The organism is Streptomyces sp. NBC_01451, from assembly GCF_036227485.1.
GTDB lineage: Bacteria > Actinomycetota > Actinomycetes > Streptomycetales > Streptomycetaceae > Streptomyces.
This window is the reverse complement of the sequence record NZ_CP109479.1, coordinates 4238246-4262828: the sequence shown is the minus strand read 5'-3', so window position 1 is coordinate 4262828 and position 24583 is coordinate 4238246. Positions and strand designations below refer to the sequence as shown.

At 72.5% G+C, this 24583-nt stretch carries 24 protein-coding genes and 1 pseudogene; 10 read left to right on the top strand and 15 right to left on the bottom strand.

Features of this window, described 5'->3' with window-relative positions; all coding sequences use genetic code 11:
• Positions 1-33: 33 nt before the first annotated feature.
• The 4 genes from OG595_RS18445 to OG595_RS18430 all read right to left on the bottom strand — a co-directional run bounded on the left by OG595_RS18445 (position 34) and on the right by OG595_RS18430 (position 3451).
• Complete coding sequence (locus OG595_RS18445) at positions 34-624, bottom strand: hypothetical protein (RefSeq protein WP_329273466.1); 591 nt, start codon at positions 622-624, stop codon at positions 34-36.
• A gap of 179 nt (positions 625-803) precedes the next feature.
• Positions 804-1337 (bottom strand): GNAT family N-acetyltransferase, encoded by a 534-nt coding sequence (locus tag OG595_RS18440; protein WP_329273465.1) that lies wholly within the window; start codon positions 1335-1337, stop codon positions 804-806.
• Between the two features lie 77 nt (positions 1338-1414).
• Positions 1415-2362: an N-acetylmuramic acid 6-phosphate etherase gene (murQ, locus tag OG595_RS18435; protein ID WP_329273464.1), complete on the bottom strand. Its 948-nt coding sequence runs from the start codon at positions 2360-2362 to the stop codon at positions 1415-1417.
• A 108-nt stretch (positions 2363-2470) separates the two neighbouring features.
• On the bottom strand, positions 2471-3451 hold the full coding sequence (locus OG595_RS18430; protein ID WP_329273462.1) for a MurR/RpiR family transcriptional regulator: 981 nt from the start codon (positions 3449-3451) through the stop codon (positions 2471-2473).
• Positions 3452-3507: 56 nt separating this feature from the next.
• Here OG595_RS18430 and OG595_RS18425 point away from each other — a divergent pair, with 56 nt between their 5' ends.
• Positions 3508-3912 (top strand): hypothetical protein, encoded by a 405-nt coding sequence (locus OG595_RS18425; protein ID WP_329273461.1) that lies wholly within the window; start codon positions 3508-3510, stop codon positions 3910-3912.
• A complete protein-coding gene (locus tag OG595_RS18420) occupies positions 3909-4244 on the top strand; it encodes a DUF4031 domain-containing protein (RefSeq protein ID WP_329273460.1) in 336 nt (111 codons plus the stop codon). Before OG595_RS18425 ends, OG595_RS18420 begins: the two co-directional genes overlap by 4 nt.
• Here the strand turns inward: OG595_RS18420 and OG595_RS18415 are convergent.
• Positions 4226-5320, bottom strand: coding sequence for a GNAT family N-acetyltransferase (locus OG595_RS18415; protein ID WP_443073065.1), 1095 nt, complete (start codon positions 5318-5320; stop codon positions 4226-4228). The genes OG595_RS18420 and OG595_RS18415 overlap by 19 nt on opposite strands.
• Positions 5321-5359: 39 nt before the next feature.
• Positions 5360-6136 carry an HD domain-containing protein gene (locus OG595_RS18410; protein ID WP_329273458.1) on the bottom strand — a complete coding sequence of 259 codons (777 nt, stop codon included), beginning with the start codon at positions 6134-6136 and terminating at the stop codon, positions 5360-5362.
• 46 nt (positions 6137-6182) lie between these two features.
• Here OG595_RS18410 and OG595_RS18405 point away from each other — a divergent pair.
• Both OG595_RS18405 and OG595_RS18400 read left to right on the top strand, forming a co-directional pair.
• A pseudogene (locus OG595_RS18405) lies at positions 6183-6909 on the top strand (maleylpyruvate isomerase family mycothiol-dependent enzyme).
• Between the two features lie 120 nt (positions 6910-7029).
• Entirely contained in the window at positions 7030-7722 is a 693-nt protein-coding gene (locus OG595_RS18400; protein ID WP_329273456.1) for a copper homeostasis protein CutC, read from the top strand.
• A 181-nt stretch (positions 7723-7903) separates the two neighbouring features.
• Here OG595_RS18400 and OG595_RS18395 read toward each other — a convergent pair whose 3' ends face one another.
• Positions 7904-9967 carry a HelD family protein gene (locus OG595_RS18395; protein WP_329282995.1) on the bottom strand — a complete coding sequence of 688 codons (2064 nt, stop codon included), beginning with the start codon at positions 9965-9967 and terminating at the stop codon, positions 7904-7906.
• A gap of 329 nt (positions 9968-10296) precedes the next feature.
• Between OG595_RS18395 and OG595_RS18390 the strand changes: the two genes are divergently transcribed.
• A complete protein-coding gene (locus tag OG595_RS18390; RefSeq protein ID WP_329273454.1) occupies positions 10297-10491 on the top strand; it encodes a hypothetical protein in 195 nt (64 codons plus the stop codon).
• A gap of 12 nt (positions 10492-10503) precedes the next feature.
• Here the strand turns inward: OG595_RS18390 and OG595_RS18385 are convergent, their stop codons facing one another.
• Positions 10504-12174, bottom strand: a complete 1671-nt coding sequence (locus OG595_RS18385; RefSeq protein ID WP_329273453.1) for a DNA repair helicase XPB — start codon at positions 12172-12174, stop codon at positions 10504-10506.
• 134 nt (positions 12175-12308) lie between these two features.
• Positions 12309-14888 carry a helicase C-terminal domain-containing protein gene (locus tag OG595_RS18380; protein ID WP_329273451.1) on the bottom strand — a complete coding sequence of 860 codons (2580 nt, stop codon included), beginning with the start codon at positions 14886-14888 and terminating at the stop codon, positions 12309-12311.
• A 223-nt stretch (positions 14889-15111) separates the two neighbouring features.
• Between OG595_RS18380 and OG595_RS18375 the strand changes: the two genes are divergently transcribed.
• The 3 genes from OG595_RS18375 to OG595_RS18365 all read left to right on the top strand — a co-directional run bounded on the left by OG595_RS18375 (position 15112) and on the right by OG595_RS18365 (position 17459).
• On the top strand, positions 15112-16158 hold the full coding sequence (locus OG595_RS18375; protein WP_329273450.1) for a hypothetical protein: 1047 nt from the start codon (positions 15112-15114) through the stop codon (positions 16156-16158).
• Between the two features lie 81 nt (positions 16159-16239).
• On the top strand, positions 16240-16500 hold the full coding sequence (locus OG595_RS18370) for a hypothetical protein (protein ID WP_329273448.1): 261 nt from the start codon (positions 16240-16242) through the stop codon (positions 16498-16500).
• Between the two features lie 251 nt (positions 16501-16751).
• On the top strand, positions 16752-17459 hold the full coding sequence (locus OG595_RS18365; RefSeq protein ID WP_329273446.1) for an HAD family hydrolase: 708 nt from the start codon (positions 16752-16754) through the stop codon (positions 17457-17459).
• On the opposite strand, the gene OG595_RS18360 is transcribed toward OG595_RS18365, so the two are convergent.
• Positions 17429-17686: a hypothetical protein gene (locus OG595_RS18360; RefSeq protein WP_329273444.1), complete on the bottom strand. Its 258-nt coding sequence runs from the start codon at positions 17684-17686 to the stop codon at positions 17429-17431. The two genes, OG595_RS18365 and OG595_RS18360, sit on opposite strands and share 31 nt — an antisense overlap.
• Positions 17687-17902: 216 nt before the next feature.
• Here OG595_RS18360 and OG595_RS18355 point away from each other — a divergent pair, with 216 nt between their 5' ends.
• Positions 17903-18286 (top strand): cold-shock protein, encoded by a 384-nt coding sequence (locus tag OG595_RS18355; RefSeq protein ID WP_006380984.1) that lies wholly within the window; start codon positions 17903-17905, stop codon positions 18284-18286.
• Positions 18287-18310: 24 nt separating this feature from the next.
• On the opposite strand, the gene OG595_RS18350 is transcribed toward OG595_RS18355, so the two are convergent.
• From OG595_RS18350 to OG595_RS18335, 4 genes are all read right to left on the bottom strand, one after another.
• Entirely contained in the window at positions 18311-19192 is an 882-nt protein-coding gene (locus OG595_RS18350; protein WP_329273443.1) for a 1,4-dihydroxy-6-naphthoate synthase, read from the bottom strand.
• A complete protein-coding gene (locus tag OG595_RS18345; protein WP_329273442.1) occupies positions 19152-19904 on the bottom strand; it encodes a futalosine hydrolase in 753 nt (250 codons plus the stop codon). Before OG595_RS18345 ends, OG595_RS18350 begins: the two co-directional genes overlap by 41 nt.
• A complete protein-coding gene (locus tag OG595_RS18340; protein WP_329273441.1) occupies positions 19874-20374 on the bottom strand; it encodes a DUF2771 domain-containing protein in 501 nt (166 codons plus the stop codon). Before OG595_RS18340 ends, OG595_RS18345 begins: the two co-directional genes overlap by 31 nt.
• A gap of 94 nt (positions 20375-20468) precedes the next feature.
• A complete protein-coding gene (locus OG595_RS18335) occupies positions 20469-21923 on the bottom strand; it encodes an MFS transporter (RefSeq protein ID WP_329273439.1) in 1455 nt (484 codons plus the stop codon).
• A 603-nt stretch (positions 21924-22526) separates the two neighbouring features.
• Between OG595_RS18335 and OG595_RS18330 the strand changes: the two genes are divergently transcribed.
• The gene (locus OG595_RS18330; RefSeq protein WP_329273438.1) at positions 22527-23480 is read left to right on the top strand and encodes a DUF3027 domain-containing protein; all 954 of its coding nucleotides are present in this window, start codon (positions 22527-22529) and stop codon (positions 23478-23480) included.
• Between the two features lie 81 nt (positions 23481-23561).
• Here OG595_RS18330 and OG595_RS18325 read toward each other — a convergent pair whose 3' ends face one another.
• Positions 23562-24449 (bottom strand): prohibitin family protein, encoded by an 888-nt coding sequence (locus OG595_RS18325; RefSeq protein WP_329273437.1) that lies wholly within the window; start codon positions 24447-24449, stop codon positions 23562-23564.
• Positions 24450-24583: the final 134 nt, after the last annotated feature.

Below are 24583 nucleotides of genomic sequence, written 5' to 3'. Positions count from 1 at the left end.
GGCTTTTCTGACCGGAGAGGCTGCCGGGGAGGACTACAGGTTCCCCATCGGCTCGATGTCCACCTTCATCGGTGTGCCCCAGATGCGCAGGACCTCGTAGTCGGTGAACTCGTGGACCAGGCGGTAGGCGATTCCGGGGCGGGGGGCGCGGCGCTCGGCGGAGAGGTAGCGCTCGGCCTCCTGGCGGTCGCGGCGCGGGGTGCCGCAGAGCTGCCAGTTCTGGCCGGTCCACACCTCGGGGATCCAGCGCTGCTGGGACTCGGGACGGTCGGCGCGTACGCCGTAGCGGGACATCGTGCGCTCGGGGGGTGCCGTGTCCGGGTCGGTGTGGCGGGCCTGCGGATACGTGCCGTTCTGTTGGGAGCGGCGGGCGCTGCGGCGGCGGGTCTCGCAGAGCAGGCAGAGGTCGCTCGCGCTCTCGTCGACCGGGCCGTTGGGGTGCTCGGCGCAGCGGGTGGTGGGCGCCGAGCCGGTCACCGTGTCGTCCAGGATCGCCAGGGCCCTTTTCAGGTCGGCCTTGATCTCGTGCAGTTTCGCGTCGGCGGTGTCGCCGCCGAGCGCGTCCCCGTGCTCGCCGAGGACGCGCAGGGCTCGCCCGAGGGCGGTCAGCTGGGCGTGGTTCACGGTTCTCGTCCCTTCGGCGTGCGTACCTGCGTAACTGCGCTGAGTACCTGCGTGTCTGAACGCCTGCGTATCCGAAGGCGTGCGTGCGTTGCGTCGGGCGGTCAGCGCCCGGCGGACTCAACCGTCGCACACGCCACTGACAACGCGGGCGCGGGTGCGCGTATGCCGGCCGGGTCGGGCTACGCCTCGAACTCCGTCAGGTCGATCGCGTGCACGAGCAGCTGGTGGCCGTACACCGGGTGGGTCGTGTCCCGTTCCTCCGTCAGGCCCAGCTTGCGGATGATGTTCTCGGAGGCGTCGTCGCCGCCTCTGCTGATGCTGATCACGCGGTCGAGGCCGCGGTCCTGGAGGGCGAACTCCAGGGTGGCGTGGGCGGCCTCGGAGGCGTAGCCCTGGCCCCAGAACTGGGAGCCGAGCAGCCAGCTGATCGCGACGTCGTGCGCCACCTCCGGCAGGAACGCGGGCACGGACAGACCGACGGCGCCGATCAGTTCACCCGAGGCGAGCAGTTCGACGGCGAAGAGGCCGAAACCCTCCTCGTCCCACTCCTCCTCCCACCGCTCGATGGCCTCCGCCGCGTACTCCAGGTCGCGCACCGAACCGTCGTCGATCCACCGCATGACCTGGGAGTCCGCGAGGATCTCCGACAGGGGCACGAGGTCGTCGTCGGTCCAGCGGCGGAGGAGGAGGCGAGGGGTGTGGATCTCGGTCATGGCGCCCATCCTGCCCGACCCGCGAACGGGTGAGTGAATCAGCGGGGAGTCAGAGGGGCGGCGGGAGTCCGCGGGAGTCAGTGGGGTGCAGCCGCCAGTGCGGCGCGCAGGTGGCCGTCGTTCTCCGCGAGGAGACGCGCTGCCGTCGGGCCGTCGACCGAGCCGAGGACGACGAGGATCGCGTTCTTCGTCTCCCCGTCCGTCGCCGCGAGCGCCGCCTCGATCTCGTCGTCGCCCGCACCGGTAGCCAGGGCGACGATCCGGCGGGAGCGGGCCCGGAGCTTCTCGTTCGACGCCCGTACGTCGACCATCAGGTTCCCGTACGTCTTGCCGAGCCGGATCATCGTGATCGTCGACAGCATGTTGAGGACCAGCTTCTGGGCCGTGCCCGCCTTGAGCCGGGTCGAGCCGGTCAGCAGTTCGGGGCCGACGACGACCTCGATGCCGTGGTCGGCCGCCGCCGCGAGCGCGCTGTGCGCGTTGCAGGACAGGCCGATCGTCAACGCGCCCAGCGCGCGGGCGTGTTCGACGGCGCCGACCGCGTACGGCGTACGGCCGGACGCCGAGACGCCGACCACTGTGTCGAGTCCGGTGACGCCGAGCGCGTCGAGGTCACCGGCGGCCAGCTCCTTGGAGTCCTCGGCGCCCTCGACGGAGGTGACCATGGCCTCGGGGCCGCCCGCGATCACGCCCGTGACCTGCGCGGGGTCGGTGTTGAAGGTGGGCGGGCACTCGGAGGCGTCCAGCACGCCGAGCCGGCCCGGCGTACCGGCGCCCGCGTAGACCAGGCGGCCCCCGCGTGCCATCCGGGCGGCCAGGGCGTCGATCGCGGCGGCGATCTCCGGGAGCCGTTCGGCGACGGCGGCCGGGACGGTCGTGTCCTCGGCGTTCATCAGCCTGGCGATGTCGAGGGTGGGCAACTGGTCGATGTCGGCCAGCTCCGGGCGGAACGCCTCCGTCGTCAGCGACTCCAACTCCTCTTTCAGGGCGCGGTGGTTGGAGGAGGCGTCAGCGGTTGAGGTCATGGCGTGCTGCTCTTTCGGATCTTCCGGTGCCGGTGTGTCGGCGCGGCCACCGGTGTTGTGGCTGTCGGTGTGCGGCCCGGACGGGGAGACGTCCGGGCGCGGGCGGGCCTAGCGGCGTGCTGCCGTGCCGCTGCTGCGCGGGGTGTGGCGGTGGGCGAGGGCTTCGTAGGAGGCGGAGAGCGCGGGCGCGGCCGTCTCGTACGTTCGCTGCGCCACGCCTATGAACAGGCAGTCCACGACGAGGAGTTGGCTGGTGCGCGACGACATGGCAGCCGGGCGCAGTTCGCTCTCGCGGGCCGTGGAGGTGGTCAGGATGTGGTCGGCGTACTGCGAGACGGGTCCGTCGGGCCGCCCGGTGATCGCGACGGTCGTGGCCCCGTGTTCGAAGGCGACGCGCAGTGGCTCGATCACGTCCCCGGTCGACCCGGAGTGCGTGATCGCGACGGCGACGTCCTTCGCGCGCAGTTGCACGGCGTTGGTGACGGCGAGGTGCGGGTCGCTGTGGGCGTGCGCTATCAGCCCTATGCGCAGCAGCTTCTGGGTGAGGTCCTGGGCGACCAGACCGGAGGCGCCGACACCGTAGATGTCGATGCGCCGGGCGGCGGCCAGTGCGCCGACGGCGGCGGACAGCTGGGCCGTGTCCAGCCCGGCGGCCGTGTCGGCGAGGGTCTGCTGCTCGTCGTACGCCAGTTTCGCCACGACGTCCGCGATCGGGTCGTCGACCGCGATGTCGGCCGTCACGGCGGGGGAGCGCCCCGACTGCTGCTGGGCGGCCAGGCCCGCGAGGGCGAGGCGCAGGTCGCGGTAGCCGGGATAGCCGAGGAGCCGGGACGTACGGACGACCGTCGCCTCGCTGGTGCCGGTGAGTTCGGCGAGACCGGTGACCGTGAGGGCCGCGCAGCCGGCCGGGTCCGCGGCGACCGCCTCCGCGACGCGCTGCATGGAGCGCGTCATGGAGGGCGCCAGCGTCCGCACCTTGGCGGCGAGGGCGGCGGGCGCGGGCGGGGTGACACCCGGTCCGCCGGATCCGCCGGCTCCACCGACCGTGCCCGCCGCTGCTCCGAAAATTTCCTTCACGTCTCGGCTCACATGATGAAAGATATTTTCGATTCGGACGTACGGTCAAGAGTGCGCACAATGGGTGCATGACCCCCACCGGCGACCCCGAGGCCTCCATCACCCGCCTGGAGCAGGCGTTGCACGCGGCACGCGCCCTCGTCCTCGCCGACCTGGCCGCGCGCGAGGTCGCCGAGGCGGATGTCGTCTCGATGGTCGAGGAGTCGGTCGTACAGCGCCGCTGGTGGGTCGAGCAGTGGCCGGACGGCGCGGACTTCGTGGCCGGGCTGGTCGCCCAGGACGTCCAGGACGCACTGCTGGAGACCTACGGCCGCTGGCCGCTCTGCCCGGTCTGCGGCGGCGGCGACCCGCACGCCCTTGAGGTGGAACCGGAGTTGGGCCCCGATCCCCAGTGGGTGTGCCACAAGGCGGGGGTGCGGGTCGCGGCGGTCGGGGCGCTGGGCACCGCCTCGGGCGGGACGGCGTCCTCGTGACCATCTACATAGACCCGCCCGTCTGGCCCGGCCACGGCCGCGTGTGGTCCCACCTCGTCAGCGATGTCTCGTACGAGGAACTGCACACGTTCGCCGACGAGTTGGGCGTACCCCGGCGGGCCTTCGAGCGCGACCACTACGACATCCCGTCGCATCGGTACGGGGACGTGGTGGCCGCGGGGGCGGTGGAGGTCAGCAGCCGCGAGGTGGTGCGGCTGCTGCACGGGGCGGGACTGCGCAGGCGGAAGACGGCGGGCGGGCCGGAGGGGCCTGGCGGGCCGGGCGGGTCCGGCGGGTCCGGTCGGCCTGGGCGTCAGCCGCGCAACTCGTAGGCCTGTAGGCCCTCCTCGTCGGGTTCCGCGCTCACCGGCACGAATCCGACGCGGGCGATCACCCCCTGGGACGGGACGTTCCGCGGCTCGATCGTCGCGAACAGCGACCTCACGTCGTCCCGGGCCAGGGCCCATTCCGCCAGTGTGCGCAGCGCCTCCGTGGCGTAGCCGTTGCCGCGGGCGGCTTCCGCGAGGTCGTAGCCGACCTCGGCCTTGCCCTCCTCGTCGGGAGCGCCGTGGAAGCCCATGCCGCCGACCGCGCGGTCGTCCTCCCGCCGCACCAGGACGAACAGGCCGAACTCCGGGCGGTGTACGCCCGCTTCATAGGCCTTCGTCGTCATCCCGGCGGCCTCCCGTGTGCCCTCGAACGGGCCGCCCTCGATCCAGTCGAAGCCGCCGGTGCCGCCCACGCTCAGATCGGCGGCGGCGGCCGGGGTGACGCCCTCCAGGCGGAGCCGTTCGGTGTCCAGGACGAGATTGTTGGTCCAGTGCCACCCGGTGGGCCGGGCGCGGCCGGGGAGCTCGGCGCGGCCGGTCGCCCAGAGCAGGTTCCGCCAGTGGTCGGGGCCGGGCCGGACGTGCGGGAAGATCCGGGTGAGGACGAACTCCGCCAGGTGCGCGGGCGCTTCGTACGGCAGCCCCAGGCCCTCCGCCATGTCGTGGGTGTGCAGCAGCACTTCGGCGATGCCCATCGCGGCGAAGCCCTCGCGGTTCGCGCTGCGGAAGGGGTACGGATGGAAGCCGCGCGCGTCACGGGGTGCGGTACGGACGGCGGCGGTGAGCAGGGCGCCGGTCGTCGTGATGACATCGAGGATGCCCGCGTTGTCGGCGGGGTCCATACCGCCCTCGCGGCCGTCGATGCCGATCTGGAAGGGGACGTACGTGCTCTTCGCCCGCCCCGCCAACTGCCCGGCGTACGCGATGAGATCACTCGCGACATGCTCCGCCGTCCGACGGCAGCTCCACTCCAGCCGCCCCGCCTTGATCTCCGCCCAGTCCCGGTCCAGCGCCTGCCCCAGCAGCGCCACCGCGCCCGCGACAGCCTCGTCCACTTCGTTCCCGCCCATGCTCAGCATGCGGCGAGGATAGGTGGTGGGTGCGGTGACGGACACGGATTAAACCGGCCCCGAGCCCGCTTCGGCCAGCCGCTTCAGCTCCGCCGCGATGTTGGCGCGCGCCGCCTTCTCCCAGTGCCGCGTGCCGTACGGCGTCCGGAACAGCTTTGGCAGGGCCAGGAGTTGACGCAGTACGGCTGCCCGGCCCTGCCTGAAGGCGTCCTCCGGGACGAAGGCGTACTCCTCGCGGACGGCGGCCGTGTACGCGGCGTACGTGTCCTGGGGTGCGGCCAGGATCGCGAGGTCCGCGTCGCACAGGACCTCGCCGTTGCGGTCGCCGGGCGCGGGGGCGTGGGTGACGGTGAGGCGTACCAGACGGGCCACCTCCGCGGTGCCCGCCGGGGAGACGCCCGCCTCGGGAAGGGCCCGCTCGGCGAGACGGGCGGAGCGCTCCTCGTTCTCCGAGCGGTCGGGCGCGTACACGGCGTCGTGGAACCAGGCGGCGAGGCGGACCAGGGAGAGGTCGAGGGCGGGAGCAGGAGGAGGGGGAGAGGCAGGCGCAGGGGCGGGAGTGAGGTCGGGGGCGGGTGTGTCGGCTTGCTCCGCTTCCGGCACGTCGGCGTCCCGCACGTCGGCTTCCAGTACGTCGATGTGGTCGAGGACCGCGGTGAGGTGGGTGAGCGTGTGGTAGCGGCGGTGGGGTTCCTGGTAGCGGGTGAGGAGGTTGTCGGCGTAGGGGACGGGGTCGGGAAGCTCCTCGGCGTCGCCGGGGCGGGCCGCTTCCAGGGACCGGGTCCAGCGGGTACGGAGAGCGTCGAGGTCGGCTTGATCGGGCATGCGGGCATTCTCCCGGGCGGACGCGTCCGCCACTGGCGTGGGAGGCATGACGTTTTCTGCCGATGAACGTGACGTACGAGACCCCGAGCTGCCCGGGCGGCTCCTGACCGTCGAGCGCGACGCGCTGATACCGCTGCTGCGGGCCCGTCCCGAGGCCGACTTCGGGATCGTGACCGCCGGGTGTCCCGAGTGGACCGTGCGGGATGTGGTCGCGCACTGCTCGGCCGTGCTGTCGAGGGTGGTGGAGGGGCGGTTCGAGAAGGGCGTGTTCTCCCCCGAGTCGAACGACCTGGACATCGCCGAGCGGGGTGACTGGACGAACGCGCAGGTCGTGGACGAGCTGGAGAAGGGGATGAGCGAGGCCGGGGCTGTGATCGCCGGGGCCGGCGGGGTGCTGTACGGGGCTGCGCTGGGGTGGGGGTCCCCCCACGCCTTTGAGGCAGTGGGGGAGGGTGCACGCCGGGGACGTACGGGAGGCGTTCGGTGAGCCCGGGGCCTGTGCGGGGCCCGGGCTGCCTTACGCGCTGACTCTGCTGGCGCGGCTGAGCCGGGTGCGCGGGCTGGTGCCGGTCCATGCCGACGTCGACGAGCTGGACCAGCCGTTGTGGCTGGGGGATGCGTCGGGGACCCGGACACCGGGGCGGTACATCGGGGGTGGTGCGGCGCTGATGCGGTTGTACGCGGGGCGGCCGATGACCGGGGAGAGCGCGGGGGCATACGCGTACGAGCTGGCGGGGGTGGAGGCGGGGGAGCTGAACATGTTCGGCGGGTGAGTGACGGGGACGGGGCGCGCGGGCGTATTCTTGGATTGGACTAGACCTGTAGTCGCCGAACGGCTGCCAGATGGTCGCCATGCAGTCGCTCCAAGGGGAATCCAAGAGGGAAGGGGTCCGATGAGCCAGCGCGCAGTCCTGGAGGTGATCGCCCTCGGTGTCGAGGACGCCGTCGCCGCCCGGGCCGGAGGGGCGGACCGGCTGGAGCTGGTCACCGACATGGCCGCCGACGGGCTCACCCCGACGGTCGCGGCCTTCGCCGGGATCCGGGCCGTCGTCGACATCCCGCTGCGGGTGATGCTGCGGCTGGCCGACGGGTTCGGCGCGGGGGATGTCGACCGGTTGGCCGGGGTCGCCGGGGAGTTGCGGGCGGTGGGCGCGGAGGAGTTCGTCCTGGGGTTCCTGGGGGCGGACGGTGGTGTCGATCTCGCCGCGGTCGAGCGGGTCGTGGGCGAGATCGACGGCTGCCGGTGGACGTTCCACCGGGCGATCGACCACGCCGTCGACCGGGACGCCCTGCGCAAGCAGCTCGACGGGCTCCCCGGTCTCGACACCTACCTCACCGCCGGATCGGCGGCCGGCGTCGACGAAGGGCTTCCCACGCTGCTCGCGGAGGCGGCCCGGCGCGGGGAGCCGGGGTATGAGCAACGGCTGCTGGTGGGGGGCGGGTTGCGTCTGGAGCATGTGCCGCTGCTGCGGGCCGCGGGTGTGGACGCCTTCCACATCGGGGGTGCGGCCCGGCCGGAGGGGTGGGGGAGACCGGTGTCGGTGGGGGCGGTCGCGGAGTGGCGGGGGGTGCTGGACGCGGGCTGAGGGGGGCGTGTCCGGGGGTGTTTCTCGCCCCCGCCGCCCCTACCCGTCCCGTCCTGTTCCTGGGGGCTGCGCCCCCGGGCCCCCGCTGTCGGCCCTGAAGGGGCCTTGTCCTCAAGCGCCGGACGGGCTGGAGTGCCTGGGCCTGGGCTGGAGTGCCCGGGCCCGGGCTGGACGGCAGCCGTCAGGCCAGCTCGCCCGGTAGGGGTGCCGTGTGGGTCACGATCAGCCCCGACACCGCTCGGGTCAGGGCCACGTACAGGCGCCGCAGGCCGGTGCGCTCGTCCGGTTCGCCGTCGACAACCGCCCGGGGTTCGTCGAGGACCACGTAGTCGTACTCCAGCCCCTTCGCGAGGGACGCCGGGACCAGGGTCAGCCGGGTCTCCTGTGTCGTCTCCTCGCCCGGGGAGAGGTGGCCGATGCCCGCCGCCGTGAGTGCCTTCGCCAGCGCCGGGACACGGGCGTCCGCCGCGATCAGGCCGGTCGAGCCCTCGTTGCGCAGCAACTCCTCGCAGGCGGCGACCACTTCACCCGCGTCGTCGCCGATCTGCCGCACGTCGAAGAAACCCGGGTTCTCACGCACCGACGCCACCGGCGTCAGACCCGGGGCGATGTGCGGGAGCAGCCGGGAGGCGTACGTGATGACGTCCGTCGGGACGCGGAAACCGGCCGTCAGTTCCTCGATCACGGCGTCCGGCTTGCCCAGGTGGGCCAGAGCCTCGTCCCAACTCCTCGTCGCCCAGGGCGTGGTGCCCTGCGCGAGGTCGCCGAGGACGGTCGCCGAACCGGTCGTGCAGCGCCGGCCCACCGCCCGGTACTGCATCGGCGAGAGGTCCTGCGCCTCGTCCAGGACGACATGCCCGAGCGAGTGCGTGCGCTGGACCAGGTCGATCGTCTCGTCGATCAGCACGGCGTCCGCGGCCGACCACCTGGCCGCCTTCACCGACCGTACGGGCTTCGTCCGGAGGATCTCCCGCTGCTCGTCCTCGTCGAGGATCCCGGCCGCGTGCTCGGCCAGGAAGTCGGCGTCGGTGAGCAGGCGCAGGACGAGTTTCGCGGGGTCGACGGGCGGCCAGACCGCCTTCACGGCGGCTTTCACCGCCGCGTTGCGGGCGACGGCGTCCTGCACACGGTCGTCCGGGGCCTCGCCCGAGCGTTCCATCTGCACCAGCACCACGTGCGCGATGCGCTGCGGCAGGGCCTCGCGGGCGGCGCCGTAGCGAATCCCGCGGTCCAGCAACTCCCTGACGATGCCCTCCAGTTCGTAGGCGGGGATGCGCCAGCGCCGGGAACCCCGTACGACCATCACGGGCTCGGTGGGCAGCGTCACGTGGGAGTAGACGGCGTTCCGGAGGACGTCCGCCATCCTCGCGTCGCCCTTGACGATCGCCGCCGCCGCGTCGTCCGTGCCGGTCACCTCGACATGGGCCACCAGGTCGTCGACGGTGGCCTGCTTGACCTCCAACTCGCCCAGCGCGGGCAGCACTTGCTCGATGTAGTGGAGGAAGGAGCTGTTCGGCCCGATGACGAGGGTGCCGGTGCGGGCCAGGCGCTCGCGGTGGGCGTAGAGGAGATACGCGACCCGGTGCAGACCGACTGCCGTCTTTCCGGTGCCGGGACCCCCCTGTACGCACACCGAGCCGCCCAGCCCGCTGCGTACGATCTCGTCCTGTTCGGGCTGGATGGTGGCCACGATGTCGCGCATCGGGCCCACGCGCGGGCGCTCGATCTCCTGCTGGAGGAGTTTGCTGGTCGCCGCCGACTCGGTGGGGTCGGAGAGGTGCTCGTCCTCGTACGCGGTGAGGTCTCCGCCGGTGTAGCCGAAGCGGCGGCGCAGGGCGACGTCCAGCGGGTCCGTCTTCGAGGCCCGGTAGAACGGCTGGGACACCGGCGCGCGCCAGTCGATGACCATGGGGTCGCCGTCGGCGTCGTGGACGTGCCGGCGCCCGATGTAGAACTGCTCGCCCTCCGCGCCCTCGGCCTGCTCGGCGCCAGGAGCGTGCAGGTAGTCGAGGCGGCCGAAGAACAGCGGGGTGTGACTGAGGTCGGCGAGGGCCTTGATCCGCTCGCCGATCTGGTGGGAGAGGACCGCCGCGTTGACCCAGTTCGCGGTGACGTCCCTGATGTCGAGGGACTCCGCGTCCTCACGCATCGCGCGCAGGGCCGCTCGGGAGGCGGCGAGATGGGAGCGTTCCCGGCCGAGCGGGTTGTCGGCGGTCGGGTTGTCGGCGGTCGCGTCGCCGGAAATCGGGTCGTCGGAAACGGGGACGGGGCTGGACAAGGGGGTGCCTCCGGATACCTGCTGCGAATCTGCTGCTGGGGTGTGACGTCGAGAAGCCGACCGGTTTCCGTCCGGGCGGCGGCGCTCCACGACGGGAGGCGGGCAAGATCGGAGATCCTAGGGGACGGGAGGAGGCGGAGGCCAATCAATATTCGGTGTACGGCATCCGCAGTCCCCTAGGGGGCGGACTCCACCTTCCTGTGGGGGAGACGTCCACCCGGAGTCGTACAGGGGGACGACGGAGGTTGGACCCGCAGGCCGATGGCACCGGCGGCGCCGGAAGCAACCATGGATACATGAGCGCAGCATCCTTCACCCCCGCGTCCGTAGCCTCCGTGGCTTCCGTCCGCTCCGGCGCCACCCCCGTGCGGGGCGGCCACCGGCACCCCTTCGGCGACGCCCTCCGCGCCGTCAGGGTGTTCGCCGGCGCCACCCTGAGCGTCGTACTCCTCGGCGAGTACGGGGAGGAGGCGGGCGTGCGCCGCAGGTGAGCGGCGTACCCCTCAGCCCGTGGTTCCCTCGGTGCCTCCTGCGTCCCCCGCCAGCAGCTCGTCCGCGTCCATGATCCGGTAGGCGTATCCCTGCTCCGCGAGGAACCGCTGGCGGTGCGCGGCGAAGTCCTGGTCGAGGGTGTCCCGGGCGACCACCGAGTAGAAGTGGGCCTTGTGCCCGTCGGCCTTCGGCCGCAGTACGCGGCCCAGCCGCTGGGCCTCCTCCTGCCGTGACCCGAAGGTGCCGGAGACCTGGATGGCCACGGTGGCCTCGGGCAGGTCGATGGAGAAGTTCGCGACCTTGGACACGACCAGGACGCTGATCTCGCCCTGGCGGAACGCGTCGAAGAGTTTCTCGCGCTGCGAGTTCGGTGTCTCGCCCTTGATGACGGGCGCGTTCAGGTGCTCGCCCAGTTCGTCGAGCTGGTCGATGTACTGGCCGATGACGAGGATCTGCTGCCCGGCGAAGCGCCGCACGATCGCCTCCGTGACCTTGCGCTTGGTCGCGGTGGTCGCGCAGAAGCGGTACTTCTCCTCGGTCTCGGCGGTGGCGTAGGCGAGCCGCTCGGACTCCGTCAGGTTGACCCGCACCTCGACGCAGTCCGCGGGCGCGATGTAGCCCTGCGCCTCGATCTCCTTCCAGGGCGCGTCGAACCGCTTCGGCCCGATGAGCGAGAAGACGTCCGACTCGCGCCCGTCCTCCCGTACGAGGGTCGCGGTAAGTCCGAGCCGGCGCCTGGCCTGAAGATCGGCGGTGAACTTGAAGACGGGCGCGGGCAGCAGATGCACCTCGTCGTAGATGATGAGCCCCCAGTCGCGGGAGTCGAACAGCTCCAGGTGCGGATAGACGCCCTTGCGGCGGGTCGTGAGCACCTGGTAGGTCGCGATGGTGACGGGCCGGATCTCCTTCCGGGTCCCGCTGTACTCGCCGATCTCCTCCTCGGTCAGCGACGTCCGCTTCACCAGCTCGTGCTTCCACTGCCGGGCCGAGACGGTGTTCGTGACGAGGATGAGCGTGGTGGCCTTCGCCTGGGCCATGGACCCGGCCCCGACCAGTGTCTTGCCCGCCCCGCACGGAAGGACGACCACTCCGCTGCCGCCGTGCCAGAAGTTCTCCACGGCCTGCTGCTGGTAGGGGCGCAGCGCCCACCCGTCCTCGGCCAGCTCGATCGCGTGCGCCTCGCCGTCGACGTACCCGGCGAGGTCCTCGGCCGGCCAGCCCAGCTTCAGCAGCACCTGCTTGATCTGCCCGCGCTCGGAGGGATGCACGGCCACGGTGTCGGGGTCGAGCCGGGCGCCGACGAGCGGGATGATCCGCTTCGAACGCAGGATCTCTTCGAGGATCGGACGGTCGGTGGTCGTGAGGACCAGCCCGTGCGCCGGATGCTTGGAGAGGGTCAGCCGGCCGTAGCGGTCCATCGTCTCGGCGATGTCGACGAGCAGCGCGTGCGGCACGGGGTAGCGGCTGTACTGCACGAGCGCGTCGACGACCTGTTCGGCGTCGTGCCCGGCGGCCCGCGCGTTCCACAGGCCCAGCGGGGTCACCCGGTAGGTGTGGATGTGCTCCGGCGCCCGCTCCAGCTCGGCGAACGGCGCGATGGCCCGACGACACTCGCCGGCCTGCTCGTGGTCGACCTCAAGGAGCAGGGTTTTGTCCGACTGGACGATAAGTGGACCATTCACGTACGTGCACATCCCTTCCGTACGGCCTACGGCCAAACGTCCAGTGTGCCCTACCGGCCGACGGGCGGGTCCCGGCCGCCGTCAGCCGCCCGGCCCCCCGCCCGCCACCCGTCCCGCTCAGCCGCCCATCTCCCTCAGCCGTCCACGTCCTCCGCCAGCTCGGCCACGCCGGTGACCCGGTGCAGGGGGTACGTCCGTACCTCGTCCGCCGTGTGGTCGTACGCCGTCACGAAGCCGCCCTCCACGCGGATGGGGGCGATGACGCGCTGGCTGGCGGCGCCCTCGGCGTTGACGTAGCCGATCCACACGGCCTCGCCGGTCATCACCGCGGCCTGCATGGTGGCCAGGGTCTCGGCCGGGCTGGTGCGCGGGAGGTCGCCGTTCGCGGCCGGTGTCTCCGTCGGTCTGCGCGGGGTCGTCGAGGCCAGGTCGCCCGCCCGGATCGCCCGGATCGCCGCCGAGAGGAGTGTGGAGTCGGGGGCCGGCGGGCCGTCCGGTACCGGGTCCGGGGCTGTGCGGGGCGGGGTGCGGTGGGCGTGGGCGCGGGTGATCAGGACGTCTCCCTCGGCCGACTCGGCGGCCGGGGCGAAGCCCATCGCGCGCAGACCGTCGAGGAGTGCCGCCGGGTCGGTCTGGGCGGCCAGCACCGTGGGCGCCAGGCGCCGCAGGCGCAGGTTCGCGGACCGCTTGTCGGCGAGGATCTCGCTGAGCACCGCGTCGTCGTCGCAGCGCACGTAGGCCGAGGCCGCGCCGATCCGCAGGTGTCCGTGTCTGCGCGCGACGTCGTCGATGAGGTAGGCGAGGGGCTGCGGGACCGGCGTACGGGAGTGGGCGGTCAGGAAGTCGTGCAGGTCGGAGGCGGCGCGGCCCGCGTCCAGGGCACGGCGTACGGAACCCGGGGTGAAGCGGTAGACCGTCGCGCCGCCCTTCGACTCGACGTCCGCGAGCACGCCGAGCATGTCGGCCAGCGGGCGCTTGAGGGGGCCGGGGGCCACCGCCGTCAGGTCCGCCTGGAGGAGGACGTGGTCGAGCGGTTCGGGCAGGAGAGGGGTGAGCAGGCGGGCCGCGGCGGCCGAGGCGACGGCCTGCTCGGACGCCGAGAGGGGCTCGGGGGCTGGATGGGTGGAAGAGGTGGAAGAGGCGGCATGGGTGTGGTGGTCGTGGTGGTGGACCGGGAGTTTGTCGCCCGGGCCGGTCGGCTCGGGCGCCTTCACCGGCGCGGCGGGCAGGCCCAGCAGCGCCCGGCCCTGGGACGACAGTGCCCCCCGTCCCGTGACGCCCAGCGACTCCGCCTCGGCCAGGGTCCAGCGGGCGAGCCTGGTGCGCAGGTCCTCGTCGCCCTCCCGGTCCTGCTGCGGGCCGCGCGTCGGACGCTCCCAGCGCAGACGGGCCAGCACCGAGTCGACGGTCGGGGCCGTGCCCTCCGGGAGAGCGGCCAGCAGGGCCAGCACCCGGTGCCGTACCTCCGGCGCCGCCGACCGGTCCAGACCCGGGCCGAGGGCGGACAGCGTACGGTCCTTGGCGTCCCGGCCGCCGATCACACCGGGCGTCCGGGTCGCCGTCAGCCACGCCTCCGCGAGCCGTGCCCACCGCTGTGCCGAGGGCCACTCCAGCCACTCGTCGTACGCGGGGGTCGCCGCGTACCGCTCGTCGGCCTCGCCGTCGGACGCCAACAGGCCTGCCGCGTAGGCGAGTTCGACCCAGAACGCGGCCACCGGCTCGGACACGTCCAGGGCGACGGCCGTCCGCTTGAGGTCACGGACGCTCAGCCCGCCGGCCCGCAGCACCGCCGGGCCGCCCTCGTCCCAGTCCTTCAGCAGCTCCTCGACGGTCGCGAGCGCCGTGTACGCCTGCCCGGCCGCCGCGTTGTCCACAACCTGTGGACGATGGGTCGCGGCGGGCTCGATCCCCGGCGGCAACGGCTCGGTCGTGCGGTGCGCCCGGCCGTCGCGCAGATGCAGGGCCACCTCGCGCGGCAGCACCACCGTTCCGGGCGAGGTGGGGAGCAGCAGACCCCGGTCCAGCAGCCAGCGCAGGTGGGGCGCCGGATCGGCGGTGACCTGGCCGTACGGCGGCCCCCAGACGAGCCGCCGCAGTACGTCCACGGAGTCCGAGGCGGCACTGTCGAGCAGCGCGGCCATCCGCCCGCGGTCGGTGAACAGCGCGGTCAGCGAGGCCACCGCGCTCACCGCGTCGTGCGTCGACGTGAGCCCCGCCGCCGCCACGATCTCCTGGACCCGGCCCGGCGACATCCCCGCCGTCGCCTCCGCGACCGTCGGACCGAGCCCCGTCGGGGACGGATGCTGCGGCGAGGGCGCCAGCAGCTCACGAGCGGTGCGGACGAGACGCAGCCGGTCCGTACCGCCCCACACCAGGGCCTGCTCGCGCAGCACGCCGAGGGCGCGGGGGAGGGCGGCGGTGACCGCCGGATCGGCGGCGTCGCCCGCGAGGAGGGCCAGCAGACCGTCGTACGACGCCGGGTCCGGGGCCACGGCCAGCGCCTGTGCCGTCTGGAGCGTGAACCTGTCCAGGCGCTCCAGGGCACGCACGACCGACGCGCGGGTGCCGGCACGGGTAGCCAGCTGGGTGAGGTCGGTGGGGACGGGGGTGATGAGGTCCGGACGCGTGCGCAGCAGCGCGGCCAGGGACGCGTCGTCCCGTGCGCGAAGCGCCTCCGCGAGGGAACGCGGCGCCGGTGTCTCCTCGGTGCTCATCCCGCCCACGGTAGCGGGTGGGTGCGGTGAGGTGTCTCTCGTCGGTGCGGGTCGGCTGGTGTGGACGTCACCGGGGCTGCGCCCCCGGACCCCCGCATCGGCCCTGAAGCGGCCTCGTCCACAATCTCCCCCAGAGGGGGGACCCCCGGACGGGCTGAGGGCGCCGGCCGGGCCGAAGAGGTGCCGCCCGTGCTCGGTGGAGATGCCGGTAACGTCTGGCTTCGTGGGTATCGAGAGCGACCAGGTCGTCTACGAGTATCTGAGCAGGGTCGGAGACCTGGCCCAGCAGCGGCAGTTGCCGTCCGGCGAGCGGATGCGTCTCGTCTCGGGGCTGCGCACGGAGATCGACCGGCGCCGCGCCAAGGCCCCGGTCGACAGCCCCGCCTCCGTACGCCGCATCCTCGACCGCATCGGCACCCCCGACGAGGTCGTGGCCGGCGCGGGTCCCGGCCGAGGTGCGCCCGGCGAGCCCGAGGTGCCCGAGGCGCCGCGTGCCTCCGTACCCGTACAGCGTGACCGCGAGGACCCGCCGCGCAAGGGGAAGGGGCTCGGGCGACTCGTACCGCGCCTGCGTCCGGCGGAGACCGGCAAGGAAGCGGACGCCGCGGAGCCGTTCGCCCCGTTCCCCTCCGGGGGCGACCCCGCCCCGCCCCATCTCGCGGGTACCGACGAACTCGGGAACGCGGACTGGTGGCTGGCGGGCCGCAGGGGCCCGCTCGCGGACGCGGACGGTCTCCCGGCCGGGTTCGTCGGCGGGGTGGAGATCCCCGACCTGCTCAAGCCGCCGCCCAAGCCGCAGAAGCCGAAGCCGGAGGACGAAGCAGTCGAGGCCGAGGAGGCCGAGGCGTCCGCTGCCGAAGGCGATGACGCCGGCGAGGTCCCGGACGCGCCCCGCCGACGACGGCGCCGACTGCGCCTCCCCCTCCTCTCCGGCACCTGGAGCAACCCGCTGCTCCTCCTCGCCGCCGGCCTCCTCGTCGCGGGAGCGGTCCTCGGCAGCGTCTACGCCCTCCTCATCGGCTGGGCCATCGCCTACGCCTCGCGCCGGCTCTCCCAGGCCGAGACGAAGTGGGCGGTCGTCTACCTGCCCGGAGCGGCGGTCGCGGCCGGTGCGGGCTGGCTCTGGGGCCGCGCACAGGGCCGCTGGGGCGCCCCCATCGCCGAGGGCCACATGAACGAGGCCCTCAGCCAGACCTGGCCATGGGTGGTGAAGGGCGCCGCGATCATCTCCGCCCTGTACCTCACCTGGCGCTCCCAACGCCCACGCTGACGGGCACCACGCCGACCGGCCCGCGCTGACCGGCACCTGCTGGGCGTTCCCGCGTTCCCGGCGTCCGCGTCGGCCGTCCCTGTGCTCCTATTGCCTGCGCCGGCCGCATCCGCGCCGGCCGCATCCGCGTCGGCCGCATCCGCGTCGGCCGCATCCGCGTCGGCCGCATCCGCGTCGGCCGCATCCGCGTCGGCCGCATCCGCGCCGAGCGTCACCGCGCCGGGCGTCACCGCGCCGGGCGTCACCGCGCCGGGCGTCACCGCGCCGGGCGTCACCGCGCCGGGCGTCCTCGCGCTGACCGCCTCCGAGCTGATCGCCTCTGCGCTCCCGGTTCCCAGCTGACCGTCTCCGCGCCGGGCGTTCCTGCGCTCCCGGCTCCCGGACCGGCCGCGTGCGCGTTGGGCGTCCTCGCGCCGAGCATCCCCGCGCTCCCAGTGCCCGTTCGGGCCGGCCTCGCGCTGACCGCTTCAGCGCTGGGCGTCCTCGCGCCGGCCGCGTCAGCGCTGGGCGTTCCTTCGCTCTCGGTGTCCGGGCCGGGTGGGCCCGCGGTCGCTGTCGCCGTTGTCCCTGCCTGCTCCCGCACAATGGTGCATATGACATCCATGCCCTTGCCGACACCCTCCGGCGCGCTCACCGTCGGGTTCGACCTCGACATGACCCTCATCGACTCCCGGCCCGGCATCCACGCCTGCTACGTGGCGCTCGCCGAGCGCACGGGCACGTACATCGACGCCGATCTGGCCGTCACCCGGCTCGGTCCGCCCCTCGCGGACGAGCTCGTGCACTGGTTTTCGGCCGATCGGATCGCGGAGATGAGCGACCTCTACCGGGCGATGTATCCGGCCATCGCCATCACCGCGACCCCCGCGATGACCGGCGCCCGCGAGGCCATCGCGGCCGTGCGGGAGTCCGGCGGAAGGGCGATCGTCGTCACCGCCAAGTACGAGCCGAACGCCAAGCTCCACCTCGAACACCTCGGCATCGAGCCCGACGCGGTCATCGGGAACCTGTGGGCCGAGCAGAAGGCGGTGGCGCTGCGCGAGCAGGGCGCGAGCGTGTACGTCGGCGACCACGTCGGAGACGTACGCGGTGCCCGGGCCGCCGGTGCCCTGTCGGTGGCCGTGCCCACCGGGCCCTGTGACGCCGCTGAGCTGCGCGCGGCGGGCGCGGACGTCGTCCTCGACGACCTCACCCACTTCCCGGCCTGGCTGGCCTCCTATCCCGGGGACCCGGGGGACCTGGGAGACCCGGGAGACCCGGGAGACCCCGGCTACTCGGACGCGACGGCCGCCCGCGCCTGACGGCGTCCCTCGGCCACCGACCGGAGCACCCCGGCGCCCGCGACAAGGAAGCCGACGCCCATCAGCATGCTCAAGCCGAACATGAACGTCGGGAATGGCTTCGCCCCGAGGAGGAATGGGGCCACGGTGACCAAAGTGGCCACCGCACCGACGAAGAACACGATGGCACCGACACGGATCAGCCGATCTCCGGCCGCGGCGGAATTCGTTTGGGTTTTGTCACGCACTCGACCAGGGTAGTTCCCTGCCCGAAGGAACAACCCGGCGACGTCTTGTCACCGGCCTGCGGACCATTAGCCTTGGTACCGGCGGGTCTCACGACCCGCCCAAGTGCTATCAAGACCCGTTTTCCCGCCAGCAGTTCGAAGCGCTTCGAAGCACTTCGTAGCAGATTCAAGCAGCCCGAAGCAGTTTTCCGACGAGTATGAGGACGAGGAACAGACGTGCCCACCGGCAAGGTCAAGTGGTTCAACAGTGAGAAGGGTTTCGGCTTTCTCTCCCGCGATGACGGCGGTGACGTCTTCGTCCATTCCTCGGTACTGCCCGCCGGAGTCGATTCCCTCAAGCCGGGCCAGCGCGTGGAGTTCGGGGTTGTCGCCGGCCAACGCGGTGACCAGGCGCTTTCCGTCGTGATCCTGGACCCGACCCCGTCGGTCGCGGCGGCACAGCGCAAGAAGCCCGACGAACTGGCCTCCATCGTCCAGGACTTGACGACCGTCCTGGAGAACATCACGCCGATGCTGGAAAGGGGCCGTTACCCCGAGAAGACCTCGGGTGCGAAGATCGCGGGCCTGCTGCGGGCGGTCGCCGACCAGCTGGACGTGTGACGTGTAAGGCGTTTCCGGAGATTCCTAGGGGAAATCGAGTGCGTTCGGGCCGAGGGGCGGCACCAGCCCCTCGGCCGCCGCGCGTGTGAGCAGCCCTCGCACCGCTGCGTAGCCGTCCTCGCCGAGGTCGGCGGTGAACTCGTTGACGTACAGCCCGATGTGCTGATCGGCGACCTTCGGGTCCATCTCCTGCGCGTGCTCCAGGACATAGGCCCGGGAGGCCTCAGGGTCGTCCCAGGCGGCCCGTACGGACGTCCGGGCCGCCCGGGCCAGCAGGTGCAGCGTCCGGGCTCCCAGCGACCGCTTGGCGATGATCGCGCCGAGCGGGATCGGCAGCCCGGTCGTCGCCTCCCAGTGCTCGCCCATGTCCGCGAGCCGGTGCAGCCCGTAGTTCCCGTACGTGAAGCGCGCCTCGTGGATGACCAGCCCGGCGTCGACCTTCCCGTCCCGCACGGCGGGCATGATCTCGTGGAACGGCATCACGACGACCTCCCCGACCCCGCCGGGGATCGTGTCGGCCGCCCACAGCCGGAACAGCAGGTACGCCGTCGACCGCTCGCTCGGCACCGCGACCGTGCGCCCGGTCAGGTCGGCCCCCGCCTCCCGGGTGAGCACCAGCGGCCCGCAGCCCCGCCCCAGCGCGCCCCCGCAGGGCAGCAGCGCGTACTCGTCGAGGACGTACGGCAGCACGGCGTACGACACCTTCAGTACGTCGAACTCGCCGCGCTCGGCCATGCCGTTGGTGATGTCGATGTCCGCGAACGTCACGTCGAGCGCGGGCGCGTCCGGCACCCGGCCATGGGCCCAGGCGTCGAAGACGAAGGTGTCGTTCGGGCAGGGCGAGTACGCGATCCGCAGCGCGTGTTCAGCTCGCGGGGTCACGGGGGTGCTCATGTCGGTGCTCATGCGGGTTCCAACTCTCCAGTACGGGGGCGAGCTTCCCGAAGGCGTCCGTCAGTGCCGTGAGCGCGTCGCCGATGCGCCAGGCGGCGCGGTCGCGGGGGCCGACGGGGTTGGACACGGCCCGGATCTCCAGCACCGGCACACCGTGCGCGGCGGCGGCCTCGGCGACCCCGAAGCCCTCCATCGCCTCGGCCAGCGCACCCGGGTGCCGGGCGCCCAGTTCGGCGGCGCGTTCGGCGCTGCCGGTGACGGTGGAGACGGTCAGTACGGCGCCCGGGAGAGCGCCGGTCGCGACCGTGAGATCCCGTACGAGTGATTCCGGCGGACGGTGGGTGACGGCGCCGAAGCCGAGCGCGGTGACCGGGACGAACCCGTCCGGGGTCTCGGCGCCCAGGTCCGCGACGGTGATCTCGTCGGCGACGACCAGTGAGCCGACCGGCGCCTGCGGCTGGAAACCACCGGCGATGCCCGCCGAGACGACCAGGTCGTACGGGGTGCCGCTGAGGGCGGCGGCGGTGAGCGCCGAGGCGACGGCCGCGGCGGAGGCGGCGGGACCGACTCCCGCGGCGATGACGTCGAACGTCGGGTCGGTGGTGTTGCCCTCAGCGGAATCGAACGCCTGTGCCACCGCGTCCCGTTCGGCGGGGACCGCGGTGGCGACGAGGACTCGTACCCCCGAGATCGTCAGGAGTCCTTCTTCAGCCGGAACGACCACACGCCCTTGACGTTGTTCTCGCCCTCCTTGATGGAGACGAGCGTCGAGTCGCCCTGGGCGCCGTACTGGGCGTTGAAGAACACGCTGCCCGGGATCGTGCGGTACGTCTTGGTGCTGGAGTCGGTCAGCGGGTTGCCGTTCAGCAGGATCGTCCAGCCCTCGTCGGCGATCTTCGGGTCGACGCCGAAGCGCACGTTCTCGTCCGGGTCGACCTTGATGCTCTTGATGTCCGCGTCCTTGGCGGTGTCCTTCTTGAGGCACTCCGTCAGCTCGGCCGTCTTCAGCTCCTTGCCGTCGCCGTCGGCGTAGCAGGAGGCCTCCGAGCTCACCGAGGAGGTGCCGACGGTGATCGTGGAGATCGGCGTCGGCTTGTCGCAGGCGGACAGGACGAGCAGTCCGGCACCAACGGCGCCGACGGCGGCAACAGCGCGGCGACGGCGCGCAGTGGAAGCGGAACGCAACGAGGTCATGGCCGAAGGCTATCGGGCACCCGCGGCACGGTTGTCACGTGGGTACGGCGTGCCGGGCACCGGCGGGTGCGGTCCCGGCCCCCGCCGAGCGGTGTCAGGCGACCCGGGGGTGCGCCCGGCCCCCGTGGCGGGCCGAGCCGACCAGGCCCTTGACGGTGGTCAGCCAGCCCGTGGCGACGATCGCGGCGGCCACCCCGAGGCCCAGCTCGCCCACCAGCGGCAGTGCGATGCCGATCGCGCCGCCGAGCACCCAGGCCATCTGGAGCAGTGTCTCCGAGCGGGCGAACGCGGAGGAGCGGACGTGTTCGGGGACGTCCCGCTGGATCAGCGCGTCCAGGGACAGCTTGGCGAGGGCCTGGCAGAACCCGGCGACCGCGGCCAGACAGGCGACCAGGGCGGCGCCGAAGAAGACCGCGGCCACGATCGCCGCGCCGAGGACCACGGCGACGACCGTCACGACGATCAGCTCCGGCGCACGCTGCTTCACGGCCGCCCCGACCGCCGTACCGAGCGCGTTGCCGACGCCGGCCGCGACGGCGACCATGCCCAGCGACCACGCGGCGCTCTCCCCGGTCAGCGGATGCTCGCGGAGCAGGAAGGCGAGGAAGAAGATCAGGAAGCCGGACAGGCAGCGCAGGGCGGCGTTGGCCGCCAGGGCGTGCGTGACGGCCGTACCGACCGTGCGCAGGCCCGGTCGGCGCAGGGTCTCGCGGCGGTGCGGGCCGTGCAGATGCTCAGGGTCGGCGGCCAGCAGGGCGATGTCCTCGCCCTTGGCGGAGTCCACCTTGTGGGGGAGCGTGAAGGACAGGAACGTACCCGCGATGAAGATCACGAAGGCGCCGTAGAGCGGCCAGCGCGGGCCGATGGCCTGGAGTCCGGCGCCGATGGGCGCGGCCACACCGGTGGCGAGCAGCCCGCTCAGCGTGACCCGCGAATTGGCCTTCACCAGGGAGAACCCGGGCGGCAGGAGACGGGGTACGACGGCGCTGCGGACCACGCCGTACGCCTTCGAGGCGACCAGGACGCCCAGCGCGGCCGGGTACAGCTCGATGCTGCCGGTGGCGACCGCGCCGGCCAGCAGCAGGGCGAGGAGGGCGCGGGCGAGCATCGCGCCGGCCATCGCGGCGCGGCGGCCGTGCGGGAGCCGGTCGAGGAGGGGGCCGATCACGGGGGCCAGGAGAGTGAAGGGCGCCATGGTGATGCCGAGGTAGATGGCCACGCGCCCGCGTGCCTCGTCGGTGGGGACGGAGAAGAACACGGTGGAGGCGAGGGCGATGGTGATCATGACGTCGCCGGCGCCGTTCACCGCGTGCAGTTCGATGAGCTTGCCGAGCCCGGACTCTCCGGCCCCGTGCGCGTGGGTGGCCTTGCGGATGCCCCGGGCCGTACCGGTCACCGGGAAGTGCAGGGCGCGGCCGACCGCACGTACGGACCCGTTCATCCGGTCCCGTACGCCACGCCGGCCGCTCTTGGTGCCGGTGCCGCTCCGGTTGTGCCCCTGGGTCCCACCGGTCCCGGTGGCGCCGTGGGGCGACCTCTCGGTTGCCACCCCGCCATAGTGCCCCGAGAACGGCGTACCTAGTGCGGTTACCACGCGTATAGGGGCCGAGTGGGGTGGGGGAGAACGGGGTTGGGCGGGTCTCTCGGCGGCGTATGAGGGTCCCTCAGACCTGTCCCGGGCGTCCCTCGGGTGCACCGGGGGCCCCTAGGGCGGCCCCTAGGCGGCCCCGGCGCGCCTCAGGGATCCGCCGGGAGATCTCCCAGTGGATCCGCCGGAGATCTCCCGGAGTTCTCCCGGACTGTTTCGGTGGGGTGTTTTCCGGCCATCGAGGGCTGGGAAGAGTGGGGCGAGAGGCGAGAGAAGGACCAGGGGAAGGGGGGCCGGAGTTGCCACGGTTGGATGTCGGTCGCCACGAACCGTCCCGTCGGTGTGGGCCACGGGCGCTGGAGAAGGTAGCGTGCGTAGCGCGCAGTGGCGGTTGTTCTCGGCCGCGCGCCTCTCGGCCATCCCGCAGAATGGATGACGTAGGTGCGCCCGAGCGCGATCGGGCGTGAACGTTGACGCGGTCCTCCGGTCCGCTCCGTTCGCAACCGATCGCACCCCGTCGGGACGGGCGCACTCGTGAGACGGCGTAGGAGAGAAGCGATACCTGTGAGCGCAGCGACAACGCGAAGCCGCACCCCCGACCGCCTGTGCGCCGAGGCCGTCGACCTCGCCCTTTCGGCGGCGGAGGATGCGGCGGCGCCAGGCGTGGTGGGTGAACACGCCGGCCTGATGTCAGAAGGCGACCGTGTCGTCACGCACTTCTTCGAGTGCAAGGAGTTCGGCTACCGGGGCTGGCGCTGGGCGGTGACGGTCGCCCGGGCGTCCCGGGCCAAGCTGGTCACCCTGAACGAAGTGGTGCTCCTGCCGGGCCCCGACGCCCTCCAGGCCCCGGAGTGGGTGCCCTGGAGCGAGCGTCTGCGCCCCGGGGACATGGGCCCCGGGGACCTGCTCCCGACGGACGCGGAGGATCTGCGTCTGGAGCCCGGCTACTCGGGCGAGGACGAGCCCCTGCCGAACTCCGTACTGGGGTCGGCCGCGGCTTCGGTGGCACTGGCCGCGGATCTGGCGGAGGCCGAGGACGCGGACATCACGCCGGGCTCACCGGCCCGCTTCACCGTCGTACCGGCGCGCGGTTCCATCGCGGCGGTGGCGGAGGAACTGGGCATGCGCAGGGCGCGTGTCCTGTCGCGGTACGGCCTGCACAGCGCCGCCGACCGCTGGGAGGACGCGTACGGCCCCACGACGCCCATGGCCCAGGCCGCGCCGGCGACATGCGTGAGCTGCGGGTTCCTCGTGGCGATCGGCGGGTCGCTCGGACAGGCGTTCGGTGTGTGTACGAACGAGTTCGCCCCGGCTGACGGGCGTGTGGTGTCCCTGGCGTACGGCTGCGGGGGCCACTCGGAGGCAGCGGTGATGCCGAAGCCGCCGGTTCCGCCGCCGCACGTCATCGACGAGACGATGGTGGACCCGTTCCCCCTGCGGCCCGCGGCGGACTCCGGATCGGTGTCGGTGGGCGGGACGGACGCGGACGGGGACACGGCGGACCTCGGGCACTCGTAGTTCCCGGCAGGTGGTTCCTGGAGAGTGCGCGACCCCGCCGAGGCCTGCTCGGCGGGGTCGTTTCCTACGGGCTCCGGCCGACTACTTCTTGGTGCTGTCCACGATGACCGGGGTGCCGTTCGCGTCCGTGCCGCACGGCACCGCGTACACCGCGTTGTACTTGGCGGCTTCCTTGTAGGCCTCCAGGCACTGGTTGTACAGCACCTTGTCGCTCAGCGACTTCGAGAGGATCCCGTTGGCGCGGGCGATGCCCTCCGCCTCGATCCGCTTGCGCTCGGCCTCCGCCTTGGCCGTACGCGCCGCCTCGACGGCCCGCTCGGTGTCCTGCTCCTGCTGGATCTTCTTGTCTATCTGTTCCTGGAGCTTGTCCGACGGCTTCACGTTGCGCAGATTGACGTTGGTGACGTCGATTCCGCGCGGTGCCAGCCGCGCCTTGACGAGGGTGGCGATCTCCGAGCCGATCTGCTCGCGGGCGGAGGCGTAACCCTCCTCGCTGGTGTGCTTCGCGAAGACGTTACGGATGATCTCGCGGCTGTCCGGCACCACCAGCCGCTCCTGGACGGCCTCCTCGCTGCCCGCCAGCCGGTACAGCTCGACCGCCCTGGCCGGGATGACGGCCCACTTGATGGTGACGTCCGCGTACAGCACCCCGCCCTGCGCCGAGCGGACCTCGACCACGTCCTTGCCGTACATGTCGAGGTCCACGGGACGGGTGGAGAAGGACGTGACGTCGGTGAACGGCGACTTGAACTGGATACCGGAGGTCAGCGGTTCCCCGACCTTGCCGAAGGTCACCGGTACCCCGACCTCGTAGGCGCGCACGACATGGACGCACGAGAAGACACCGGCCAGCACGGCCGCGACGGCGCTGAGCGCCGCCCCGACCTTCCAGCCGCCGGTCTCCCGGCCACGGCCGACGAGAAACAGCACGACCGCCGCTATGAGCAGCAGTATGGACAGCACGAACACGGAAATCCCCCCTCAGGAACAGGTACCGCGTACCTGGTTCGCGGACCGGCGCCGCCTCGGGCGCGATCCGCTGGGAATGGTAAAGGCGCCGGTGCAGGCCTTGTGTCCCCGTTGTGTCCCCCTTGTGTCTCTCT